The organism is Microvirga flocculans ATCC BAA-817, from assembly GCF_000518665.1.
GTDB lineage: Bacteria > Pseudomonadota > Alphaproteobacteria > Rhizobiales > Beijerinckiaceae > Microvirga > Microvirga flocculans.
Genome location: NZ_JAEA01000001.1, coordinates 253,143 through 275,070 on the forward strand (window position 1 = coordinate 253,143; position 21,928 = coordinate 275,070).

Here is a 21,928-nt window from a genome sequence, read left to right on the forward strand (position 1 = left end):
GGCGGGCAAGCGGCCCGGCATGCTCCAGGCGCAGCCCTGGCTAGATTTCGATGGGGTGCCATAACTTAAGGGAATGATTTAGGGCGCCAAGAGAGCCAAAAGGTGCCTCGGGCCATTCTCTCCGGGGCTTCCGTAGCGGGAAGCGTTCATGCAGCGTCAGCCGATTCTCGAATTCTGGTACGAGTTCGCCTCCACCTATTCCTATCTCGCCGCCATGCGCATCGAGGCGCAGGCCAAACAGGCCGGGGTGCAGCTCCTGTGGCGGCCGTTCCTGCTGGGGCCGATCTTCAAGGCGCAGGGCTGGGACACCTCTCCCTTCAACCTCTACCCCGCCAAGGGCCGCTACATGTGGCGCGACATGGAGCGGGAGGCGGTCCGGTTCGGGCTGCCCTTCTACCGTCCCAAGACCTTTCCGCAGAACGGCCTCCTCGCCGCCCGGGTCGCCCTTCTGGGCACCGACCGCGGCTGGACCCCGGCCTTCACCAAGGCGGTCTACACGGCGCAGTTCGCCGAGTGCCGCGACATCGCCGATCCGCAGGCGATCGCCGGGATCCTCACCGGTCTCGGGATCGAGGCCGAGGCCGTCCTCGCCGAGGCGCAGGGCGAGGCGAACAAGACGCGCCTGCGCCGGATGGGCGACGAGGCCCAGTCGCGGGGCCTCTTCGGGGCGCCGACCTTCTTCGCCGAGGACGGGGAGATGTTCTGGGGTAACGACCGTCTGGAGCAGGCCCTCGACTGGGCCGTGACCCAGGCCCGCCGCGCGGAATGGCCCGGCTGATCCCGCCTGCCGCCCCATCGCCATTGCCTGACAGCACGCAGCATGCCCGGCGGCCCGCGCCGGAGCTTTTGAGGATAACCGTTTCATGTTGATGCAGAACGACCTGGCCGACCGCAGGAAGCGCCTGAAATCGATCCTCGGCGGGTCGGCGGGCAATATGGTCGAGTGGTACGACTGGTATGTCTATTCGGCCTTCACGCTCTATTTCGCGCCGATCTTCTTTCCCAAGGGCGACCAGACGGCCCAACTCCTGAACGCGGCCGCCGTCTTCGCGGTCGGCTTCCTCATGCGGCCCATCGGCGCCTGGATCATGGGCATCTATGCGGACCGGAAGGGCCGCAAGGCGGGCCTCACCCTCTCGGTGACGCTGATGTGCACGGGCTCGCTCATGATCGCCGTCACGCCCGGCTACGAGAGCATCGGCGTCTTTGCTCCCATCGTCCTGGTCCTTGCCCGTCTCCTCCAGGGCATCAGCGTCGGCGGCGAATACGGCGCCAGCGCCACCTACCTGAGCGAGATGGCGGGCAAGAGCCGGCGCGGGTTCTTCTCCAGCTTCCAGTATGTCACGCTCATCTCGGGCCAGCTCCTCGCCCTGGGCGTGCTGCTGATCCTGCAATTCGTCCTGCCCGAGCGGGATCTGGAGGCCTGGGGCTGGCGCATTCCCTTCTTCATCGGCGGCGTGCTCGCCGTCCTCGTGTTCTACCTCCGGCGGGGCCTCGCCGAGACGCAATCCTACAAGAACGCGCAGAAGGCCGAGGTGCCGCGCTCCAGCGGCCTGGCGCTTTTCACCAAGTACCCCCGCGAGGCCTTCACGGTCATCGCGCTCACCGCGGGCGGCACGCTCGCCTTCTACGCCTACACCACCTACCTGCAGAAATTCCTGGTCAACACCTCGGGCTTCTCCCGCGAGACGGCGAGCCAGGTGACGGCGGCCGCGCTGTTCTTCTTCATGCTGCTGCAGCCGGTGGCGGGCTCCCTGTCCGACCGCATCGGCCGCAAGCCCCTCATGGTGGGCTTCGGCGTCCTGGGCGTGCTCTTCACCTACCTGATCTTCTCCACACTTGCCGGAACGAAGGACCCGTTCATGGCCTTCGGCCTGTCGCTGGCGGCCCTGGTGATCGTCACCGGCTACACCTCGATCAACGCCGTGGTGAAGGCGGAGCTGTTCCCGGCCCATATCCGGGCGCTGGGCGTCGCGTTGCCCTATGCCATCGCCAACACGGTCTTCGGCGGCACGGCGGAATACGTCGCGCTGTGGTTCAAGCAGGCCGGGATCGAGTACGGGTTCTTCGTCTACGTGACGGTGATGATCGGCCTCTCTCTCGTGGTCTACCTGCGCATGAGGGACACGCGCGACCACAGCCTGATCCACGAGGACTGAGGCCCTCCGGGGCTGCACCAGGCCTCCCCGGCCCGGCCGGGGAGGCGCAAATCCTTGAAAGTCTTGTGATCCGGGCCCGATTGGGATAAGAGAACCCCCATCCTACAGGACATTGACGGTCAACGTTGTGTAAGGGTGCGCCTGACGCGCCCTTATGACGCCCGGTAAGTCCTTGAGGAACAAGCGTTTCCATCCGTCGATGATGCGCCGGCCTGCTCGAGGAGAGCAGCATGCCTCGGACATGGCCCTCAAGGGGCGTCCTGAGGCAGCGGCGGCTGGGAACGGCCCGTTAACACGAGCCGCCGGCGTTGCCCCTTCGATAGGGCCATTCAGGAGAACCTATGTCTGCAGCTTTCCAGCAGCCGAGCCGTGAAGACTTCGCCGCTCTGCTCGAAGAATCCTTCCGTACGTCCGAGATCAGCGAAGGCTCGGTCGTGAAGGGCAAGGTGGTCGCGATCGAGAAGGACGTCGCGGTCATCGATATCGGCGCCAAGACCGAAGGTCGCGTCGCTCTCAAGGAATTTGCCGGCCCGAACCGGGACCAGACGGTCAATGTCGGTGACGAGGTCGAAGTCTATGTCGAGCGCATCGAGAATGCGCTGGGCGAGGCCGTCATCTCCCGTGACAAGGCCCGCCGCGAAGAGTCGTGGGTGAAGCTCGAGAAGGCCTTCGAGGCTGGCGAGCGCGTCAACGGCACGATCTTCAACCAGGTGAAGGGCGGCTACACCGTCGATCTCGACGGCGCCGTGGCGTTCCTGCCGCGCTCCCAGGTCGACATCCGCCCGGTGCGCGACGTCACCCCGCTCATGGGCGTGGCCCAGCCGTTCCAGATCCTCAAGATGGATCGCCGCCGCGGCAACATCGTCGTGTCGCGCCGCACGGTCCTCGAGGAGAGCCGCGCCGAGCAGCGCTCCGAGCTCGTGGCCAACCTCGAAGAGGGTCAGGTCATCGACGGCGTGGTCAAGAACATCACTGAATACGGTGCGTTCGTTGATCTCGGCGGCATCGACGGCCTGCTGCACGTCACCGACATGGCATGGCGCCGCGTGAACCACCCGTCCGAGGTCGTAACCATCGGCCAGACGGTCAAGGTCAAGATCATCAAGATCAACCACGAGACGCACCGCATCTCGCTCGGCATCAAGCAGCTTCTCGCCGATCCGTGGGAGGGCATCGCCGCCCGCTACCCGGTCAACGCCAAGCTGAAGGGCCGCGTCACGAACATCACCGACTACGGTGCGTTCGTGGAGCTCGAGCCCGGCATCGAAGGCCTGATCCACGTCTCCGAGATGTCCTGGACGAAGAAGAACGTCCACCCCGGCAAGATCATCTCCACCTCTCAGGAGGTCGAGGTCGTGATCCTCGAGGTCGATCAGGTGAAGCGCCGCATCTCGCTGGGCCTGAAGCAGACGCTCCAGAACCCGTGGGAAGCCTTCGCCGAGAAGCACCCCGTCGGTTCCGTCGTCGAGGGCGAGGTGAAGAACAAGACCGAGTTCGGTCTCTTCATCGGTCTCGAGAACGACGTGGACGGCATGGTCCACCTCTCGGATCTGGACTGGAACCGTCCGGGCGAGCAGGTCATCGACGACTTCAAGAAGGGCGATATCGTGCGCGCCCAGGTTCTCGACGTGGACGTCGAGAAGGAGCGCATCTCGCTCGGCATCAAGCAGCTGGCCGGCGATCCCTTCGCCGAGGCCGGTGAGCTGAAGAAGGGCCAGATCGTCACCTGCGAGGTTCTCGAGGTGAAGGACGGCGGCCTGGAGGTGAAGATCGTCGACACCGACCTCACCACCTTCGTCAAGCGCTCCGAGCTTGCCCGCGACCGCGCCGACCAGCGCCCCGAGCGTTTCGCCACCGGCGAGAAGTTCGATGCCCGCGTCACGCAGTTCGACCGCAAGGCCCGCCGCGTCACCGTCTCCATCAAGGCCCTCGAGGTCGCCGAGGAGAAGGAGGCCATGGCTCAGTACGGTTCGACCGATTCGGGTGCGTCGCTCGGCGACATCCTCGGCGCCGCCCTGAAGGCCAAGGACAAGAAGTAATCGCGTTCCAAACGTCAGGAACGCGATGGATCCCCGGGCGATGAGCCCGGGGATTTTTTGTTTCAGGAAACCCGTGCGGGCGATCGCACGGGTTTCTTGTCGGCCGCCTTGCACAAGACCCGGTTTCCCTGACGTGGAATCGGGTCTTGTCTTTGCTGTGCCGTATTTTTGAACGGCGAACCGGATCCACTTCTCCGAAAAATGCTCTATCTGCCTCGCTTGGAAGCACTTTCAGGCGAGGCGGATTTCGGTTCGCGGCCTGGAAAATGCATCCAAACCCATCTAGGGTGCAGCCCCTCGCGGGGCTCTCCCTCGCATCCGACCTGGAACCAGCAAGAGACGAACCCAAGAGATTTGCCGATGTCCATCGATGCCGAAGCCATCGCCGACCGCCGCCGCCTGCGCCGCAAGCTCTCCTTCTGGCGGGTGGCGGGATTCTCCGGGCTGATCGCTGCCGTGGCGGCCATCGGCTATGCCGCCGCCGACCGGGCGGGCTATGGCTCGATCCAGAACCAGATCGCCCGCATTTCCATCCACGGCGTGATCGCCGGCAACCAGCGCCTCGCCGACCTGATTCAGCGGGTGGGCGACTCGGGGGCGGTCTCCGGCGTCGTGATCTCCATCAACAGTCCCGGCGGCACCACGACGGGCTCGGAGGAACTCTACCGCAACATCCGCCGCCTGGCCGAGAAGAAGCCCGTCGTCACCTTCGTGGACGGCACCGCGGCCTCCGGCGGCTACATCACGGCCATCGCCTCCGATCACATCGTCGCCCGCGAGACAGCCATCGTGGGCTCCATCGGCGTGCTCTTCCAGTATCCCGACCTGTCGGGACTCATGGGGCAGGTCGGCGTGAAGCTGGAAGAGGTGAAGTCGACGCCCCTCAAGGCGGAGCCGAGCCCGTTCAAGCCGACCTCGCCGGAGGCGCGCGCCGCCATGCAGGCGGTCGTCAACGACACCTATGACTGGTTCAAGGGCCTCGTGCGCGACCGCCGCCGCCTGAACGAGTCCGAACTGGCCACCGCCTCCACAGGGCAGGTCTTCAGCGGCCGCCAGGCCGTGCCCCTGAAGCTGATCGACCGGATCGGCAGCGAGCGCGACGCGGTCGACTGGCTGGAGCGCGAGAAGGGCGTGGCCAAGGACCTGCCGATTCGCGATTGGAAGCCGAGCTCCGACCGGGATCTGTCGATCTTCGCCATGAGTGCGGCCGTGGCGGATCTCTTCGGCTTCGAGAAAGTGGCCGAGGCGTTGAGGAAGACCTCGGCCCATGCGGAGATTGCGCAGCTTGACGGCCTCCTGGCTGTCTGGCAACCTTCGGAAAAATAAAGCAACGTCAAAGATATAGCTGGTCCATGATCAAGTCTGAACTCGTGCTCAAGATTGCTGAGCAAAACCCGCATCTTTACCAACGCGACGTGGAGAAGATCGTGAACGCGATCCTCGACACCATCGCCGATGCGCTCGCCCGGGGCGACCGGGTGGAGCTGCGCGGCTTCGGTGCGTTCTCGGTGAAGAAGCGGGATGCCCGCACGGGCCGCAACCCGCGCACGGGCGAAGCCGTTTCCATCTCCGAAAAGGTTGTTCCCGTCTTCAAGACGGGCAAGGAAATGCGTCAGCGTCTCAACGCGCCGGCCCCGAAGGTGATGAAGGCGGCCGCCGCCCAGTGATTCGTGAGAGGTGTCCGTGATTCGCTTTCTGAAGGCGCTCGTTCTCCTGCCGGTGGCCATCCTGGTCGTCCTGCTTGCCGTGGCGAACCGCGCGCCGGTGACCCTGTCGCTCGATCCGTTCTCAGACGCTGCGCCGGAATTCTCCACCCGGCTGCCCCTGTTCGCCGTCATCTTCGCCGCCGTCATGGTGGGCGTGCTGATCGGCGGCACGGCGACCTGGCTGGCGCAGGGAAAGAACCGCAAGTCGCGCCGGGAACTCCGGCGCGAAACGCGGCAGCTGCGTTACGAGGCCGAGCGCCTGAAGGCTCAGAGCACCCCGGCCACCACTCTTCCGGCAGCCGTTCCCTCCCAGACCTCCAGATTTTAAGTTCATCCCATGCATGTCGTGACTGCGGCCGAGATCGATCGGGTTCTCACCTTTCCTGCCCTGGTCGATGCCCTGACCGACGCTTTTCGCGCGGATTTCGTGACGCCCGTCCGCCATCATCACGAGATCGAACGGCCCGGCTCCCACGGCACGCTCCTGCTCATGCCGTCCTGGACCGGGCCTGCGATGCAGGACGGCTTCCTCGGGGTGAAGGTCGTCACCGTCTTTCCCGAGAACGGCGCCCGGAACCTGCCCAGCGTGATGGGCTCCTATCTGCTGATGGACGGCACGACCGGCGCACCGGTCTCGGTGCTCGACGGCACGCGCCTGACCGTCTGGCGCACGGCTGCGGCCTCCGCCCTCGCGGCGCGCTATCTGGCCCGCGAGGATGCAAGCCGCATGGTGATGGTGGGAGCGGGCGCGCTCGCCCCCTTCCTCATCCGCGCCCATATGAGCCAGCGCCCGATCCGCGAGGTGGCGCTCTGGAACCACCGGCCCGAGAAGGCCGAAGCGCTGGCGGCCCAGCTCCGCGCCGAGGGCCTGCCCGTCACGGCGGCGACGGATCTGGAGGCGGCGGTGCGCGAGGCCGATCTCGTCTCCTGCGCGACGCTCTCGACCGCGCCGGTCGTCAAGGGCTCCTGGCTGAAGGAGGGCGCGCATCTCGATCTCGTGGGTGCCTTCAATCTCAAGATGCGCGAGGCGGACGACGAGGCCCTGCGCCGGGCGCAAATCTACATCGACACCCCGGCGGCCAAGACCGAGGGCGGTGACGTGGCGGTCGCTCTGCACCGTGGCTCCATTACCGAGGACCATATCCGCGGCACCCTGACGGATCTCTGCCGCCAGGCGCCCCATCGCGGCCAGGCCGTGATCACCGCCTTCAAGTCGGTGGGTGCCGCGCTGGAGGACCTGGCTGCGGCGATCCTGGTCTGGCGGAGCCTGGACAAAACGTCGTAAGCTGCAGCCCATGGACAACCTGGTGAAGATCTGCGGGCTCTCCACGCCCGAAACCCTCGATGCCGCCCTCAGCGCAGGCGCGGACCTCGTCGGCTTCGTGCGGTTTGCGAAGAGCCCCCGGCATGTCGGCCTCGATCTCGGCCGCCAGCTCTCCGCGCAGGCGAGGGGGCGGGCGCAGTGCGTCGTTCTGCTGGTCGATCCGGACGACGAGGCCGTCTTCGAGGCCGTCGAGGCGCTCAACCCTGACCTGATCCAGCTGCATGGGCACGAGAGCCCGCAACGCGTGGCCGAGATCCGTTCGCGGGCCCAGCTGCCGGTGATGAAGGCTTTCGGCATCGCGGAGCATTCCGATCTGGCTGCCCTCGCACCATATGCGGGAAAGATCGATCATATTCTGCTCGACGCCAAGCCGCCCCGCGATCCGGGTGCTCTGCCCGGCGGGAACGGGCTTTCCTTCGACTGGCGGCTGCTGAACGGGCTTGACCCCAAGGTTTCCTTCATGTTGTCAGGAGGGCTCACCCCCGACAACGTGGCGGAGGCGATCCGGCTCACACGGTCGAAAGCCGTCGACGTGTCGACCGGGGTGGAAAGCGGGCCGGGCCTGAAGGATCCAGGCAAGATCGAGGCGTTCATCAGGGCCGCCCGGACAGCTTTCGCTGCTCAGCATTAGCGCATCGCGACGCTCAAGAAGACAGGACAGGCCGTGTCAGCTCAAGCCCAACCCAATTCCTTCCGCACCGGACCCGACGAGCGCGGGCATTTCGGCCAGTTCGGCGGACGCTTCGTCGCCGAGACCCTGATGCCGAACATCCTGGAGCTGGAAAAGGCCTATGAGGAGGCCAGGAACGATCCGGCCTTCCATGCCGATATGGAGTATTTCTCCAAGCATTATATCGGCCGTCCGAGCCCGCTCTATTTCGCGGAGCGCATGACCGAACATCTCGGCGGCGCGAAGATCTACTTCAAGCGGGAAGAGCTGAACCATACCGGCGCGCACAAGGTGAACAACGTGCTGGGCCAGATCCTTCTCGCCCGCCGCATGGGCAAGAAGCGCATCATCGCCGAAACGGGTGCCGGCCAGCACGGCGTCGCCACCGCCACCCTCTGCGCGCGCTTCGGCCTCGAATGCGTGGTCTATATGGGCGCGGTCGACGTGGAGCGGCAGAAGCCCAACGTGTTCCGCATGAACATGCTCGGCGCCAAGGTCGTGCCCGTGCAGTCCGGCACGAAGACCCTCAAGGACGCCATGAACGAGGCCCTGCGGGACTGGGTCACCAATGTCGCCGACACCTTCTACTGCATCGGCACGGTGGCGGGTCCGCACCCCTATCCCGCCATGGTGCGCGACTTCCAGTGCGTCATCGGCGAGGAGACCCGCGCGCAGATGATGGAGGCGGAGGGCCGCCTGCCGGATTCGCTCGTCGCCTGCATCGGCGGCGGCTCCAACGCCATCGGCCTGTTTCACCCGTTCCTCGACGACAAGGGTGTCGAGATCTACGGCGTCGAGGCTGCGGGCCACGGCCTCTCGAACCTGCACGCGGCCTCGCTTTCCGGCGGCCGCCCGGGCGTGCTGCACGGCAACCGCACCTATCTCCTCATGAACCGGGACGGGCAGATCGCCGACGCCCATTCCATCTCGGCGGGCCTCGATTATCCCGGCATCGGCCCGGAACATGCGTGGCTTCATGAAATGGGCCGGGTGAACTACATCTCCGCCACCGACGACGAGGCGCTGGAGGCCTTCCAGCTCTGCGCGCGGCTCGAGGGCATCCTGCCCGCGCTGGAGCCGAGCCACGCGCTCGCCAAGGTCATGGAACTCGCGCCCAAGAAGCCCAAGGATCACCTGATGGTGGTCAATATCAGCGGCCGCGGCGACAAGGACCTGTTCCAGATCGCCGAGCATCTGGGGAGCAAGATCGCCTGAAGACGAGCCGAGAGACACCACCTAGCCCTCCTCCCCCTTGTGGGGAGAAGGTAGAGGAGGGGGTGTGAGCGCGGCGCTGGTCTAGTTCAGCGCCGACACCCCCACCCTGGCCCTCCCCCCAAGGGGGAGGGAATCGTGCCGGCGTTAAACGGTTTCGCCCCTACTTCCTCCCATGCTAAAGACCCGCCCATGACCCAACGCATCGAAGCCCGATTTGAGAAGTGCCGCGCGGAAGGCCGCGCCGCCCTCGTCACCTACATCATGGCTGGCGATCCGGATCCGGAAACCTCGCTCGCCATCCTCAGGAGCCTGCCCAAGGCCGGGGCCGACATCGTCGAATTCGGGCTGCCCTTCACCGATCCCATGGCCGACGGCCCCGCGATCCAGGCGGCCGGCCTGCGCGCCCTCAAGGTGGGCCAGGACACGGTGAAGACCCTCGACCTGATCCGCCGCTTCCGGGCCGAGGACCAGGATACGCCCGTGATCCTCATGGGCTATTTCAACCCGATCTTCGTCTATGGCGTCGACCGCTTCCTCGCGGACGCGAAGGAGGCGGGCGTGGACGGCCTGATCGTCGTCGATCTGCCGCCGGAGGAGGACGACGAACTCTGCCTCCCGGCGCTCAAGGCGGGCCTTGCCTTCATCCGGCTCGCCACGCCGACCACGGACGACAAGCGCCTGCCGGCGGTCCTCGCGAATACGGCGGGCTTCGTCTATTACGTGTCGATCACCGGCATCACCGGCGCTGCGACCCCGGATTTCGGCAAGGTCGCCACGGCTGTGGAGCGCATCAAGCGCCATACGCCTCTGCCGGTCGTGGTGGGCTTCGGCGTCAAGAACGGCGCCCATGCGGCGGCGGTGGCGGAAGGGGCCGATGGCGTCGTGGTGGGCTCGGCCTTGATCGACGCGCTGAAAGCGACCCTCGACGACCAGGATCGCGCAACGGTAGGCTCCGTCGAGGCCGTCACGAAGCTGGTGAAAGAGCTGAGCGAAGGCGTGCGTTCGGTGGCAAAGCGTGCGGCGGCCTAATAGATAGACCTACGGTCCCTCATCCTGAGGAGCAGCTATAGGCTGCGTCTCGAAGGAGGGTCCAGAGAGCACTGGAAAAGCCCTGATCCTTCGAGACGGCCTGACGGCCTCCTCAGGATCAGGACTTCCGGGATGCTGACAGGAAGGTATAGCAATGAACTGGATTTCCGAAGTCGTCCGTCCGAAGATCAAGACGCTCTTCAAGCGCGAGACGCCGGACAATCTCTGGATCAAGTGCCCGGAAACGGGGCAGGTCGTGTTCCACAAGGACGTGGAGGCGAACCAGTGGGTGATCCCCGGCTCCAACCACCACATGCGCATCTCCGCCACCCAGCGGCTCCAGCTCATGTTCGACGGGGCGACCTGGCTCGACGTGGCCCTCCCGGACGTGGCCGTCGATCCGCTCAAGTTCCGTGACGAGAAGCGCTATGTCGACCGCCTGAAGGACGCCCGCGCCAAGACCGGCCAGCAGGACGCGTTCAAGGTCGGCTTCGGCCGGGTCGAGGACCTGCCGATGACCGTCGCCGTGCAGGATTTCGGCTTCATGGGCGGTTCCCTCGGCATGGCGGCGGGCGAGGCCTTCATCAAGGGCGCCGAGACGGCGCTCGACAAGAAGACGCCCTACGTACTCTTCGCCGGGTCCGGTGGCGCGCGCATGCAGGAGGGCATCCTCTCCCTCATGCAGATGCCCCGCACCACGGTGGCGATCCGCCGCCTGCGCGAGGCGCGCCTGCCTTACATCGTCGTGCTCACCAACCCGACCACGGGCGGCGTGACCGCCTCCTATGCCATGCTGGGCGACGTGCATCTCGCCGAGCCCGGCGCGCTCATCGGCTTCGCCGGCCCGCGCGTGATCGAGCAGACCATCCGCGAGAAGCTGCCCGACGGCTTCCAGCGTTCCGAATACCTGAAGGAGCACGGCATGGTGGATGCGGTAGTCCATCGCCATGACCTGAAGGCGACGATTGCCCGCCTGTCGCGCCTCTTCACCAAGGCCCCGGCCGTCGCTGCTTAAACGAGAAGGGTTCAGGGTGATGGAATCGTCAGATGCGCTGATCGCGCGCTTTCTTGCCCTGCACCCGAAGACCATCGACCTGTCGCTCGGGCGCATCCAGAGGCTGCTTGCGCAGCTTGGTCACCCAGAGCGCCGCTTGCCTCCCGTGATCCACGTGGCTGGCACAAACGGCAAGGGCTCCACCATCGCCTTCATGCGGGCGATCCTGGAAAGCGCGGGCCTTGCCGTTCACGTCTATACCTCGCCGCATCTCGTGCGCTTCCACGAGCGCATCCGCCTCGGCCGTTTTGGCGGTGGGCAATATGTGAGCGAGGATCGCCTCGTCGAGGCCTTCCGCCGCTGCGAGGCGGTGAATGGAGGCGAGCCGATCACCATGTTCGAGATCACCACGGCGGCGGCGATCCTTCTCTTCGCGGAAGAGCCCGCCGACGTGCTGCTGCTCGAAGTGGGATTGGGCGGACGCTTCGACGCGACGAACATCGTCGGCAAGCCGGCCGCTGCCGTGGTGACGTCCATCGGTCACGATCACGCGGAGTATCTCGGTACGACGCTGCAGGCCATCGCCAGGGAGAAGGCGGGCATCTTCAAGCGCGGCTGCCCGGCAGTCATCGCGACGCAGGATTATCGCGAGGCGGATGACACCCTGCGCGCCGAGGCGGAGCGCATCGGCGCGATGCCGATCCTCGTCGGCGGACAGGATTTCTCCACCCATGAGGAGAGCGGACGGCTCGTCTATCAGGACGAGAAGGGCCTCCTCGACCTGCCCTTGCCCAAGCTCATCGGCCGTCATCAGTTCATCAATGCGGGCACGGCCATCGCGGCCCTGCGGGCGGCGGGCTTCGAGACGTTCGAGGCGCAGGCTTTCGAGGCGGGCCTCACCCGCGCCGAATGGCCGGGCCGGCTGCAGCGTCTCAACCGGGGACGCCTGCCGGAGATCGCCCCCCAGGGCTGCGAAATCTGGCTCGACGGCGGGCACAATCCCGATGGCGGCCGCGTGCTCGCCGCCGCCATGGCGGACCGGAGCGAGCGGGCGGACGCGCCTCTCGTCCTGATCGCCGGCATGCTCGGCACGAAGGATTCTCAGGCCTTCTTCAAGAACTTTTCGGGGCTCGCGCGGGAAGTGATCGCGGTGCCGATCGCAGGCCAGATCGCCGCGCGCCCCGCCGAGGAAGTCGCCGCCATCGCAGCGAGCGTCGGCCTCACCGTCTCGACCGCCGCCAGCGTCGAAGCGGCGCTCGCCTCGCTCCACAACTACGTCTGGGACCAGCCGCCCCGGGTGCTCATCTGTGGCTCGCTGTACCTGGCGGGCGAGGTCCTGGCGGCGAACGGCACATTGCCGGAATAAGCCATCGGAATGAACTCGGCGCATCGTGCGGACCCGCTTTTCACGATGCGCTAGAGCATCGTGCGGAAAAGTGGACCCGGTTTTCCGCCCGAACGATGCTCTCGCTCAAGAAGGAAGCATCGGATTCAATCCCAAAAGTGCAGATCCACTTTTGGGTCCGATGCTTTAGGGCTGCATGACTTTCGGCGATGTCCTGACCGCGGAAAGAACGGTCTCCCTGAACCAGCGATGTCCCGGGTCGCCGTGAAGAGAGGGCGGCCAGCTCATGACAAGCTGAAACGGCTCGACTTCGACCGGCAGCGGAGAAACGCACAAGGCGCTTCCGGCGAGGGTGCTCGTGAGCCGTTCGGGAAGAATCGCAAGGCGCCGCGCGCCTTGCACGAGCTGCGCGAGGCTGCCGTGCTGCGAAACCGTGAGCCCCACGCGCCGCCTCTTTCCAAGCTTGTGCAGCGCGTGATCCACCGCGTCATGAAGCCGGGACGGCGCGGGAGCAAGGAGCACATGCTCGACCGAGCAGAAGGTATCGAGATCGATCTTCCCGGTTCCCGGGCCGCCAAGCCGATCGTGCAGGCAGACGAGCCGATCCCTGAACAGGGCCTGCATGCGGTGGTGAGGAGGCACGGCGTGTTGAGGCCAGAAGGCCAGATCGATGGCATCGACGTCGCTGGCTCCGCCGGGCTCCTCGATGACCATGCGAATGCCGGGTGCCCGGTCGCGCAACGCCCGATCGAGATCGGGCAGGATGACCGCTTGGGAATAGACGCTTGCCAGAAGGCGAAAGCGCCGCTCCGATGTCTGAGGGTCCCAGACGGTCGCTTCCTCGCTCAAGAGCTGCAAGTCCGCGAGAATGCGTTCGATGACTGGCTTGATGCTGTCAGCCCGCGTCGTCGGCAACAGCTCCGACGCGTTGCGAACGAAGAGGCTGTCCCTGAAATGATCGCGCAGCCGCCGCAGATGCCCGCTCATCGTCGGCTGGGACACGTGCAGGGCCTCTGCCGCCGCCGTGACGCTCCGTGTTCTGTAAATGGCGAGGAACGCCTCAAGCAGGCGGGGCTCAAGATGGGGCATAGGCTGAAGCCTATACACATTATCGGCGGTTTCCGTCTACTCGCCGACCCATGCCTCTCCGTATGTAGCCTGCGACAGCAGAGGAGAGGATCGCATGAACGCAGAACAGATCGACGGCCTTATCCGCGGCGCCACCGTGTATCACCGGTTGCCCGAAGGTTCGTCCCATGGGACCGGCGAGGTCGCCTTCTATTTCGGGCAGGACGGCAGGGCCGTTGCACGCTTCCCAGGCGGAAAGAGCCAAACCGGCACATGGCGGATCGAAGGCGACACCTACCGGCTGGACTGGGAAGGCGGCCTTCAGAACAGCCGTTCTTCCCTGACTAAGGCAAATGGCTCGATCGTCGTCAGAAATGCCGCTGACGGCACGGTCCGCTCCCAGATCGTCAGGATCGTGCCCGGCAATCCCGAGGGCCTATGAGCGGCGATCCGGGCACGCAAGAGGACGGGGGTGCCATTCGCGATCTAATCGCTGTCGAGTGACGGATCCGGTAGATTGTATTTTTCCCAGAGCCGCTGCGGGATCTCCGATCCAAGCGTGAACGCGAAGCTCTCGACGGCCTGACGGTTCGCGGAAAGTCCGCATGTGAAACTCAGGCCGTACCAGAGCCTTTTGCTGCGGAATGCGGCGCCGTCGGCGATCAGGGTATCGCCGACGATCCTGGTGTCCGCCTTCGCATAGGCGACGACGCGGTCGGGCAGGAAAAGCCGCAACGCGGCGATCTGGGCCATCGCCTCGAGGTCGCAGAGTTGCTCCAGCCGCGTCTCCTCCTCAAAGAGCGGAAGCATCTCCCGCATCTTCCGGCTCAGGGGATGGGACAACGTCTCTCCCGAGAGGATCCTGGTTGCTTTGATGGTGCCCTGCCGGGACGAGATCCGATCCCTGTTCCCGGTCCCTGTCGGACCGGCGAGGGCCCGAACCTGATCCGGGGTCCATATCTCGACCGGCACGCTTTCCGAAAGGAGCGGAGACGGTTGTCCGGAGCGCAGGGAAAAGCCGAACGTCGACAGCAGGAAGGCGTGCAGGGCCAGCGAAACGGCAACGCCGTACGACCTTGCGTCAGGCGATGACAGATCAGCCCGCCTCTCCCTGAAGCGCCATACGCGCGATGCCCCTTCCAGACGGCCCTCCCGATATGGCCAAGCTCAGGGCTTATCAGGCGACATTGCAGCAAGAGTGCGGCAGGGCCCGGAGCCGCTTTCGCCGACGTCGGGCCATGGCCAATGAAAAGGGGCCTTCCGGCCCCTCGTCGTCTTGATGAATTGTCGTCTGATTCAGGCCGAGGCCTGGATCCACTTGGTGAGGTCGCCCTTGGGGGCCGCGCCGATCTTCTGGGCGACGACCTTGCCGCCCTTGAACATCATGAGCGCCGGAATCGAGCGGATGCCAAGCTGCGAGGCGATCTGCGGGTTCTCGTCCACATTGACCTTCGCGATCTTCACCTTGCCGGCCATCTCGTTGGAAATCTCTTCCAGGGCCGGGCCGATCATGCGGCAGGGCCCGCACCATTCCGCCCAGAAATCGACCACGACGGGCTCGGCGGATTGCAGGACGTCCTGCGCGAAGCTCGAGTCGGTCACCTTCACGGTTGCCATCACATCACCTTTGACTTTGAGCGCGACTCACTCGCGAGCCGCTCTGCTATAGGGCCAAGGTAAGAACCGGCGGAGAGGGAATCAAGCAAGGCTATAGACTCTCACGCCGCTTTGATGAGGGTAAGTGCCGATTCCAGATCCTGTTCCGTCAGCTCGTGGATCACGGGCCCCGAGGTCCAGATCAGGAAGGTGCGGATCCGTTTGTCCGGATAGATCTCGGAGAGCAGAGCCCGGTAGAGGGCGAGCTGCGCCACGTAGGATGCGGGCGGCGGCTGGCCGGGCCGGGGCGCCCGCGCCGTCGTCTTGAAATCCGCCACCAGCACCTCCGTGCCGCTCTCGGCCAGACGGTCGATCTGGCCCGAGACCAGAACCTCTCCCGCGGCGGTTTGCACCCGCCCGGCGATGGGGGCCTCGGCGCGCGAGCCCTTGCCGAACAGGGGCTCCAGGTCCGGATGGTCGAGGACGCCGAGGGCATTGGCCAGGATCGATTCGCGCAAGTCCGGCGCCAGGCGCGGCGCGCGGGCCCTCACATAGGCGCGCGCCATGCTCTCCCGGTGCTCCGGAGCGAGGGCGGGAAGCCGCTCCAGCAGGGCGTGAACCAGCGTGCCGCGCAAGCGCGCCTCGGGCGCGTAGGGCCCGTCGCCGGGCCGGGTCATGCGGTCGGCGGCGCCGAGGGCGCTGGAGGGACGGATCGGCGGCAGGGGCTCGGGCTCCGGGAGGGCCGCCGCCGTCAGCCACCCGGGCGCGGCGAGGGGAGCGAGCGGCGGCACATCCGCTTCAGCCACGAGCGTACGCGCCAGCGCCGAGCCGTCGCGCCAGACCGAGACGGGGCCGTAGGGCGCCTCGTCGAGCTCCAGGCTGCCCGCCTTGCCGGCGAGGCCGTGGCGGATCATCTCGCACCAGGCTTCCGGCCTGGTCTCATTGCCGTTCGTGCGGTAGGGCGCGATCACGAGCCGGTCCTTGGCGCGGGTCATGGCCACATAGAGCAGGCGGTTGTGCTCTTCGTAGCCCTTGTCGTGCAGAAGCTCGCGGGCCTGCCGCATCGCGCTCGAATCGGATTTCCTGCCCGGCGCCCAGATGGGGATCTTGTCGCCTGCCGCCGTCGTGAGCTGCAGCAGCGGCGGGTCCCTTCCCAGAACCTCGCAGCCGTCGATGAGAACCACGATGGGAGCCTCGAGACCCTTCGCGCCGTGCACGGTCATCACGCGCACTTCGTTGTTCACGGAATCGAGATCGCGCTTGATGGTGTGGGAGGCGGATTCGAAGCGGCTGAGGAAGACGGTGAGCGAGGGCGTCTCCGTCATCTCCGACTGATGCGCGAAGCAAAGAAAGGCGTCGATGGCATCGCCCGCTTCGCTGCCCAGCCGCGCCACGAGCTGCGAGCGTCCGCCGCGGGGACCGAGCAGGGTGGCGAAGAATCCGAAGGGGCCGTGATCGCGCGCAAGATCGCGCCATGCGCTCAGCGCTTCGCATCCGCGCTTGGCCTTCCCGTCGCCCGCCTTTGCGTGGCGCTCCAGCGCCGCGTTGAGCGATTCATCGTCGGAACGGCCGGCGGCGATGCGGATGAGATCGTCGTCGGTGAAGCCGACGAGGGGCGATTTCAGGGCGGTGGCGAGCGTCAGGTCGTCGTTCGGCAGCAGCGCCGCGCGGCCCGCCGCCACGAGATCGAGCACGGCGATGTGCTCGCCGATATTGAGCCTGTCCGCGCCCGCCACGGGCACGCCCGCCTCCTTGAGCGCGCGGATCACGGCCTCGAAGGCCGCGCCGCGCTTTCTCACCAGCACGAGAACGTCGCCCGCCTTCCAGAGGCGGCCCGTCTCGTCGCCCTTGGTCGTCCAGCACTTGACGGCCTGCGCGATGCGCCGCGCGACCTTCACGGGCGGCGATTGCTGCTCCGGTTCGTCGAGGGGCAGGGCCCAGGCCTCGGGCTCCTCTTCCTTGGCAGGTTCTTCCGTCTTCCACAGCTCCACGAGGCCCGGCGCATGGGGGCGCGCGCTCTCGTGCACCGTGCCCACGGCCTTGTCCTCGAAGGACAGGCCCTTGAAGTGCCGCTCGACCGCGAAGGTGGCGTCCACCGCCGACAGCACGGCTCTGCCTGAGCGGAAGGACATGGTGAGCGACACGTCCTCGAAATGCAGCTCCGCCTCGCGCACCTTCTGCGACCAGCTGCGGCGGGTGGATTCGAATTCCTGCGGGGCCGCTCCCTGGAAGCCGTAGATCGACTGCTTGGGATCGCCCACGGCGAAAAGCGTGCGCACGCGTTGGCCCGCCGCGCCCGCGCCTGCGGTGAAATCCTCCGTGATCTTGCGCAGGATCTCCCACTGCTCCGGGTTGGTGTCCTGCGCCTCGTCGATGAGCACGTGGTCGATGCCGCGATCGAGCTTGTAGAGCACCCAGGCGGTGTCGCCGCGGGAGAGCAGGGCCAGGGTCTTGTCGATGAGATCCTGGAAGTCGAGCGCGCCGAGGCGCATCTTCGCCTTCTCGACGCGGGCATGGATCTCGGAGGCGAGCGTGAACAGCGCCTGCGTGCGCTCGACGGCGCGCGCGGCCGCGCTCCTGTCGATGAGAGCGCAGATCCGGTCCTGCTCGCGCAGCAGTTCGTCCTTCAGGCTTTCGCTCACATCCTTTGTGAGGAAGGCCGATCCTTTACGCGGTGTTCCGCTGTCGGTGATGAACACCGAGAGGTACTGCGTCAGCTTCGCCGAAGGCTCCGTGGCCTCGGCGGCGGCGATGAGGGATTCGGCGCGCTTCTGGTCCGTCGTCTTGCCCTGGAGAAGCTCCTGCGCGATCCCAGGCCACTTCTCCGGCTTGATGCCGCCTTCCAGCATGGCGCGCTCGATGCTCTCGAGCGTTTCGTCCGGTTTCAGCCCGAGTTCCCCGCGCAGCCGTTCGATTCCTGCGGGATCGTTCAGGAATGCCTTGCACTTCAGGGCCGCGTTGATGGCGGAGGAGAGCGCGTCGCCCACCGCTTCCACGCTGACGATGTCGAGCGCTTCCTTCAGTTCGGGAAAATTCCCGTTGGCCGCATCCGCCATCACGTTGGCGGTCTCCTGCGCCAGCATCTCGTCCGTCTGGCTCTCATCCAGCACGGCGAAGCGCGCGGGCACATTGGCCTCGAAGGGCACGAGATGCAGAAGCCGCTCGCAGAAGGCGTGGATGGTGTCGATCTTCAGGCCGCCAGGCGTTTCCACCGCGCGGGCGAAAAGCGTGCGCGCAAGCTTCACCTGCTGGCGCGAAGGTTTCGCTCCTTCGAGTTCCGTGAGTTCGGCGACGAGGCTTTCCTCATCCATCGTCACCCAGCGTCCGAGGCGCTCGAAGACGCGGATCGCCATGTTCGCGGCGGCGGCCTTGGTGAAGGTGAGGCACAGGATCCGGCCCGGCAGCGAGCCCGCGAGCAGCAGGCGCACGACCCGGTCGGTCAGCACCTTGGTCTTGCCCGCGCCGGCATTGGCAGACACCCAGGCGGAGGCGCGCGGGTTGGCGGCGCGGCGCTGCGCGTCCTTCGTGTAATCGGGAATGACGAGATCGCCGCTCATTCCGAACCCTCTCCCCCGCCCGCGCTCGCCAGCGACCATTCCTTCACGCGCGCCAGATGATCGTATTCGGAGAACCGGCGCGCATATTTCGGGAAGGGCCGCGAGACATAAGCCGCCTCACCTTTGACGAAGCGCAGGATCATGCCCTCGAAGCGGCGGCGGTGCTCTTCCACGATCTCGGCGACGGAGCGCTCCTCGTCGCGTCCGGGCTTGATCTCGCGCGGGTCGAGGGGCGTGCGTCCGCCCGTCGTGTGAACGTAGAGAAGAGAGGGCGTCTCCTGCGCCATCGGCAGGCCCTTGAACGCGCCTTTCATCAGCATCATAGCTTCAAGGGTCAGCTGCGGCGAGAAGCCCGCATAGACCTCGCGCACGCCGGGAGGCTGGCCCGTCTTGAAATCGACGATGGTGAAGCCGCCGTCGCGGCGATGCTCGATCCGGTCGGCGCGGGCGCGCAGGTTGAACACCGAGCCGTCCGGCAACGGAATCGAGAGGCGGCCGCTATGTTCCGCGTAAACCTCGACGAGAGCGGGACGGCGTTCCTGCTCCCAGTCGAGGAACGCGGCGGCGAGCCTTTGGAAGCGGGGCCACCATTCCGCGTAGAGTTCGGGATAGGCCTCCGCGATGTCGGCGAACGCCACCTCGCCAAGGCCCAGAAGGATTTCGAGCGCATGGGCCGGAATCTCTTTCGGATAGCGCTGCGCGAATTGCCCCACCACGTCGTGGATGATCGTGCCGCGCTCCGCCGCGCTCGGCGTCACGGCGATCGCGTCCAGCGCATCGAGCTTGAGGACATGCCGCGCGAAGATGGAATAGGGATCGCGCACCAGCGTCTCGATTTCCGTGACGCTCAAGGAACGCGGGAAGAGAGCCGGATCGGGCTTCGGCTTCGGACGGGGCAGGGGCGGCGCGGGGTCGGGCGTGTCGAGAATGCGCGCGAGGCGGCGGTAATACTCGCCCGCCTTCGTCATCTCATCCCACACGTCCTTGCCGGTGAAGGCCTTCAGGCGCTGCAGGAATCGCGAGGGCACCATCGGCGATCCGTCGCGCTTGTGCGCCCGCGTGATCACCACGTCCTGCGTGCCGAGCGCTTGCACGAAATCGTGCGCGGTCTGGCCGATGCGCCGCTCCGGCGGCATCAGGCCCACCCGCGCGCGCATGGGGCGGTTGAGGAATGCGTCCGTCACCGTGCGCGGCGGCCAAGTTCCCTCGTCCAGACCTCCGAGCACCACGCGGTCGACGGAGAGAAGGCGCGCTTCGAGCAGGCCGAGGATCTTCAGGCGCCGATGCGTCGCGCGCGGTGAAGGGCTCAAGCTTCGCTGCTTGGCCAGTGCGGTGAAGAAGCTTGGATAATCGGCGAAGCGGCCTTCCAGGGGATGGCCTGCCTCCTCGCGGATATCGGAATTCTCCAGATCGTCGAAGAGCGCGGCCAGAGCTTCCCTGGATGAATCGTCGGCCGTTTCCTCCGCGCCGTCCTGCGGAGAAGCCCAGAGCCGTTCGACGGCCCGGCGATGGTGTTCCACCAGCGCCATGAGGTCGAGCCTGCCTTCACCCTGGGCCGCGGGCGTGAACGACTTGAAGGCCTCATCGAGTTTCTGCAACAGGTCGTCGGCGCAATCCCAATCCGCATCCGTCAGCCGCTTGCGCGGGCGGGGCGCGCGGGACTCGTTCCCCGTTCGGCGAGCCGCGAGCGCGGCGCGGATCCCCGCGATGCCGAGGGCGGGAGCAGGGCCGCGCAGTACGCCGATTTCGAGCACGCTCGCCGCATGTTCCACCGCAGCGCGCGGGAGTCCCAGTCGCACGAGCGGATGCGCCAGCAGCGCCAGCAGCCGCACAGGGCGCAGATCGTCGGCGGCCGCTTCCGCCGCGAGCCTCGCGAGGCGCCCGGCCGGCGTGTCGGCGAGGGGAATGCCGGCCGAATCCTCGACGCTGAGGCCCCAGCGTCCGAGTTCCGCCGTCACGCGCGCGGCGAGCGCCCGGTCGGGCGTGACGAGGGCCGCCGTCCTGTGCGGATGGGCGATGGTTTCGCGCAAGGCGATGGCGATGGCCAAGGCCTCCTCGCGTTCGTCCGTCGCCTCGACGATGGAAAGTCCCCCGCAGCCGCTCCGGCTCAAGGCCATGCGATCCTCGGGTGCGATCAGCGCCCAGCGATCCGTGGTGTCCGCCGGGCGCAGCGCTTCGGACAGAAGGCGGTTGCGCGCCTTCGCGGCGTCCGGCACCGCGCCCAGAATCGTGACGGCGGAGCGCGGAATGCGCAGGTGTCTGTCGAGGAGGCGGCGCAGCGAGGCCTGCGGATGGCTGTGCACCGGATCGGTCGCGTCGTCGCCGGCGCCGCCGATGGTGGACCAGCTCTCTTCGTCGAGATCCGTGTCGAGGCCGGGAAGCACGATGGCGCCTTTCGGCAGTCGCGCGATGACGCCCATGAGATTCGCGGTGGCCGGCACGGAACCCGTCGAACCGGCCACGACGATCGGATGCTCCGGCCTCTCGCGGGTGAGGCGCCGGGCTTCCGCTTCGAGGAGCACGTTGCGCCGCTGCGCCGGGTCGCTCGCCTGGCGCTCCGCGAGAATCCTGGGCCAGTGCTCGCTTGCGATCTGCACGAAATGGCGGGTGATCTCGAAATAGGTCGAATAGTCCGCATCCACCGCGAGTTCGAGGGCGTGCCAGTCGATGCCTTCCGTGGTGAAGGCATCCATTAGCGTTTCGAGATCGCCTGCGAGGTTCACCGCATCGGCGGGTGAGGCGGGCACCATGAAGGGCACGTCGGGGCCGAGCTGCAGGAGGGCCCGGTCCACCTCCGCCGACCAGCGCTGCACGAGGCGCGTGAGAATGAGGCGGCGCTCCAGGGGCGGGATCGGCGGCTTGAGGCTCGCGGCCTCCGCGAACGGCGTGCCTTCGAGGCCCGTCAGCTCGAACTCGGCCTCATCGGTTTCGCCCAAGGGGACGATGCGCGGCAGAAGCTGCGCCCGGCCGCCGCCGCGCTCGGCGAGAAGCGCGATCAGGGCGCGCGTGGCGCGGCGGTTGGGAACATAGATGGTGATGTCGGACAAGGCGGCGGGATCGTCGCCCAGGGTGCCGACGAGGCGGCCGTCGAGCAGCGCATCCACGAGGGTCGGGAGAAAGGCGCATCCCGGAGGGATGGAAAACACCCGCGGATCGGTGCGTCGCGACGGCAAGACCCGATCGGAAAACCGGTCCCCATTGTCCCGGGTCATGCCGGCACCTCAAC

The 21,928-nt window shown here is 66.6% G+C and carries 18 protein-coding genes; 13 read left to right on the top strand and 5 right to left on the bottom strand.

Annotated features, from left to right (window positions below; translation table 11 throughout):
* Window positions 1-148: 148 nt before the first annotated feature.
* From L879_RS0101320 to L879_RS0101375, 12 genes are all read left to right on the top strand, one after another.
* Window positions 149-778, top strand: a complete 630-nt coding sequence (locus L879_RS0101320) for a 2-hydroxychromene-2-carboxylate isomerase (RefSeq protein ID WP_027314524.1) — start codon at window positions 149-151, stop codon at window positions 776-778.
* A gap of 85 nt (window positions 779-863) precedes the next feature.
* On the top strand, window positions 864-2,159 hold the full coding sequence (locus L879_RS0101325; RefSeq protein WP_154664042.1) for an MFS transporter: 1,296 nt from the start codon (window positions 864-866) through the stop codon (window positions 2,157-2,159).
* Between the two features lie 341 nt (window positions 2,160-2,500).
* The gene (gene rpsA, locus L879_RS0101330) at window positions 2,501-4,198 is read left to right on the top strand and encodes a 30S ribosomal protein S1 (RefSeq protein WP_027314526.1); all 1,698 of its coding nucleotides are present in this window, start codon (window positions 2,501-2,503) and stop codon (window positions 4,196-4,198) included.
* Between the two features lie 360 nt (window positions 4,199-4,558).
* Window positions 4,559-5,524, top strand: coding sequence for a signal peptide peptidase SppA (gene sppA, locus L879_RS0101335; protein ID WP_027314527.1), 966 nt, complete (start codon window positions 4,559-4,561; stop codon window positions 5,522-5,524).
* Window positions 5,525-5,550: 26 nt separating this feature from the next.
* Window positions 5,551-5,865 carry an integration host factor subunit beta gene (ihfB, locus tag L879_RS0101340; protein ID WP_027314528.1) on the top strand — a complete coding sequence of 105 codons (315 nt, stop codon included), beginning with the start codon at window positions 5,551-5,553 and terminating at the stop codon, window positions 5,863-5,865.
* A 16-nt stretch (window positions 5,866-5,881) separates the two neighbouring features.
* Entirely contained in the window at window positions 5,882-6,232 is a 351-nt protein-coding gene (locus tag L879_RS0101345; RefSeq protein ID WP_027314529.1) for a LapA family protein, read from the top strand.
* Between the two features lie 9 nt (window positions 6,233-6,241).
* Window positions 6,242-7,189: a bifunctional Delta(1)-pyrroline-2-carboxylate/Delta(1)-piperideine-2-carboxylate reductase gene (lhpI, locus tag L879_RS0101350; protein ID WP_027314530.1), complete on the top strand. Its 948-nt coding sequence runs from the start codon at window positions 6,242-6,244 to the stop codon at window positions 7,187-7,189.
* A 10-nt stretch (window positions 7,190-7,199) separates the two neighbouring features.
* On the top strand, window positions 7,200-7,859 hold the full coding sequence (locus L879_RS0101355) for a phosphoribosylanthranilate isomerase (protein WP_027314531.1): 660 nt from the start codon (window positions 7,200-7,202) through the stop codon (window positions 7,857-7,859).
* Between the two features lie 33 nt (window positions 7,860-7,892).
* Complete coding sequence (trpB, locus tag L879_RS0101360) at window positions 7,893-9,113, top strand: tryptophan synthase subunit beta (RefSeq protein ID WP_027314532.1); 1,221 nt, start codon at window positions 7,893-7,895, stop codon at window positions 9,111-9,113.
* A gap of 189 nt (window positions 9,114-9,302) precedes the next feature.
* Complete coding sequence (gene trpA / locus L879_RS0101365; protein WP_027314533.1) at window positions 9,303-10,142, top strand: tryptophan synthase subunit alpha; 840 nt, start codon at window positions 9,303-9,305, stop codon at window positions 10,140-10,142.
* A gap of 154 nt (window positions 10,143-10,296) precedes the next feature.
* Window positions 10,297-11,157, top strand: a complete 861-nt coding sequence (gene accD / locus L879_RS0101370) for an acetyl-CoA carboxylase, carboxyltransferase subunit beta (RefSeq protein WP_027314534.1) — start codon at window positions 10,297-10,299, stop codon at window positions 11,155-11,157.
* A gap of 19 nt (window positions 11,158-11,176) precedes the next feature.
* Window positions 11,177-12,502: a bifunctional folylpolyglutamate synthase/dihydrofolate synthase gene (locus tag L879_RS0101375; RefSeq protein ID WP_027314535.1), complete on the top strand. Its 1,326-nt coding sequence runs from the start codon at window positions 11,177-11,179 to the stop codon at window positions 12,500-12,502.
* A 165-nt stretch (window positions 12,503-12,667) separates the two neighbouring features.
* Here L879_RS0101375 and L879_RS0101380 read toward each other — a convergent pair whose 3' ends face one another.
* On the bottom strand, window positions 12,668-13,570 hold the full coding sequence (locus tag L879_RS0101380; RefSeq protein ID WP_027314536.1) for a LysR family transcriptional regulator: 903 nt from the start codon (window positions 13,568-13,570) through the stop codon (window positions 12,668-12,670).
* 94 nt (window positions 13,571-13,664) lie between these two features.
* Between L879_RS0101380 and L879_RS0101385 the strand changes: the two genes are divergently transcribed.
* On the top strand, window positions 13,665-13,991 hold the full coding sequence (locus L879_RS0101385) for a hypothetical protein (RefSeq protein WP_027314537.1): 327 nt from the start codon (window positions 13,665-13,667) through the stop codon (window positions 13,989-13,991).
* Between the two features lie 44 nt (window positions 13,992-14,035).
* Here the strand turns inward: L879_RS0101385 and L879_RS0101390 are convergent, their stop codons facing one another.
* From L879_RS0101390 to addB, 4 genes are all read right to left on the bottom strand, one after another.
* A complete protein-coding gene (locus L879_RS0101390) occupies window positions 14,036-14,359 on the bottom strand; it encodes a DUF930 domain-containing protein (protein WP_161634618.1) in 324 nt (107 codons plus the stop codon).
* A 486-nt stretch (window positions 14,360-14,845) separates the two neighbouring features.
* The gene (trxA, locus tag L879_RS0101395; RefSeq protein WP_027314539.1) at window positions 14,846-15,166 is read right to left on the bottom strand and encodes a thioredoxin; all 321 of its coding nucleotides are present in this window, start codon (window positions 15,164-15,166) and stop codon (window positions 14,846-14,848) included.
* 101 nt (window positions 15,167-15,267) lie between these two features.
* The gene (addA, locus tag L879_RS0101400; protein ID WP_027314540.1) at window positions 15,268-18,702 is read right to left on the bottom strand and encodes a double-strand break repair helicase AddA; all 3,435 of its coding nucleotides are present in this window, start codon (window positions 18,700-18,702) and stop codon (window positions 15,268-15,270) included.
* A complete protein-coding gene (addB, locus tag L879_RS0101405) occupies window positions 18,699-21,914 on the bottom strand; it encodes a double-strand break repair protein AddB (RefSeq protein WP_051434957.1) in 3,216 nt (1,071 codons plus the stop codon). Before addB ends, addA begins: the two co-directional genes overlap by 4 nt.
* Window positions 21,915-21,928 lie beyond the last annotated feature (14 nt).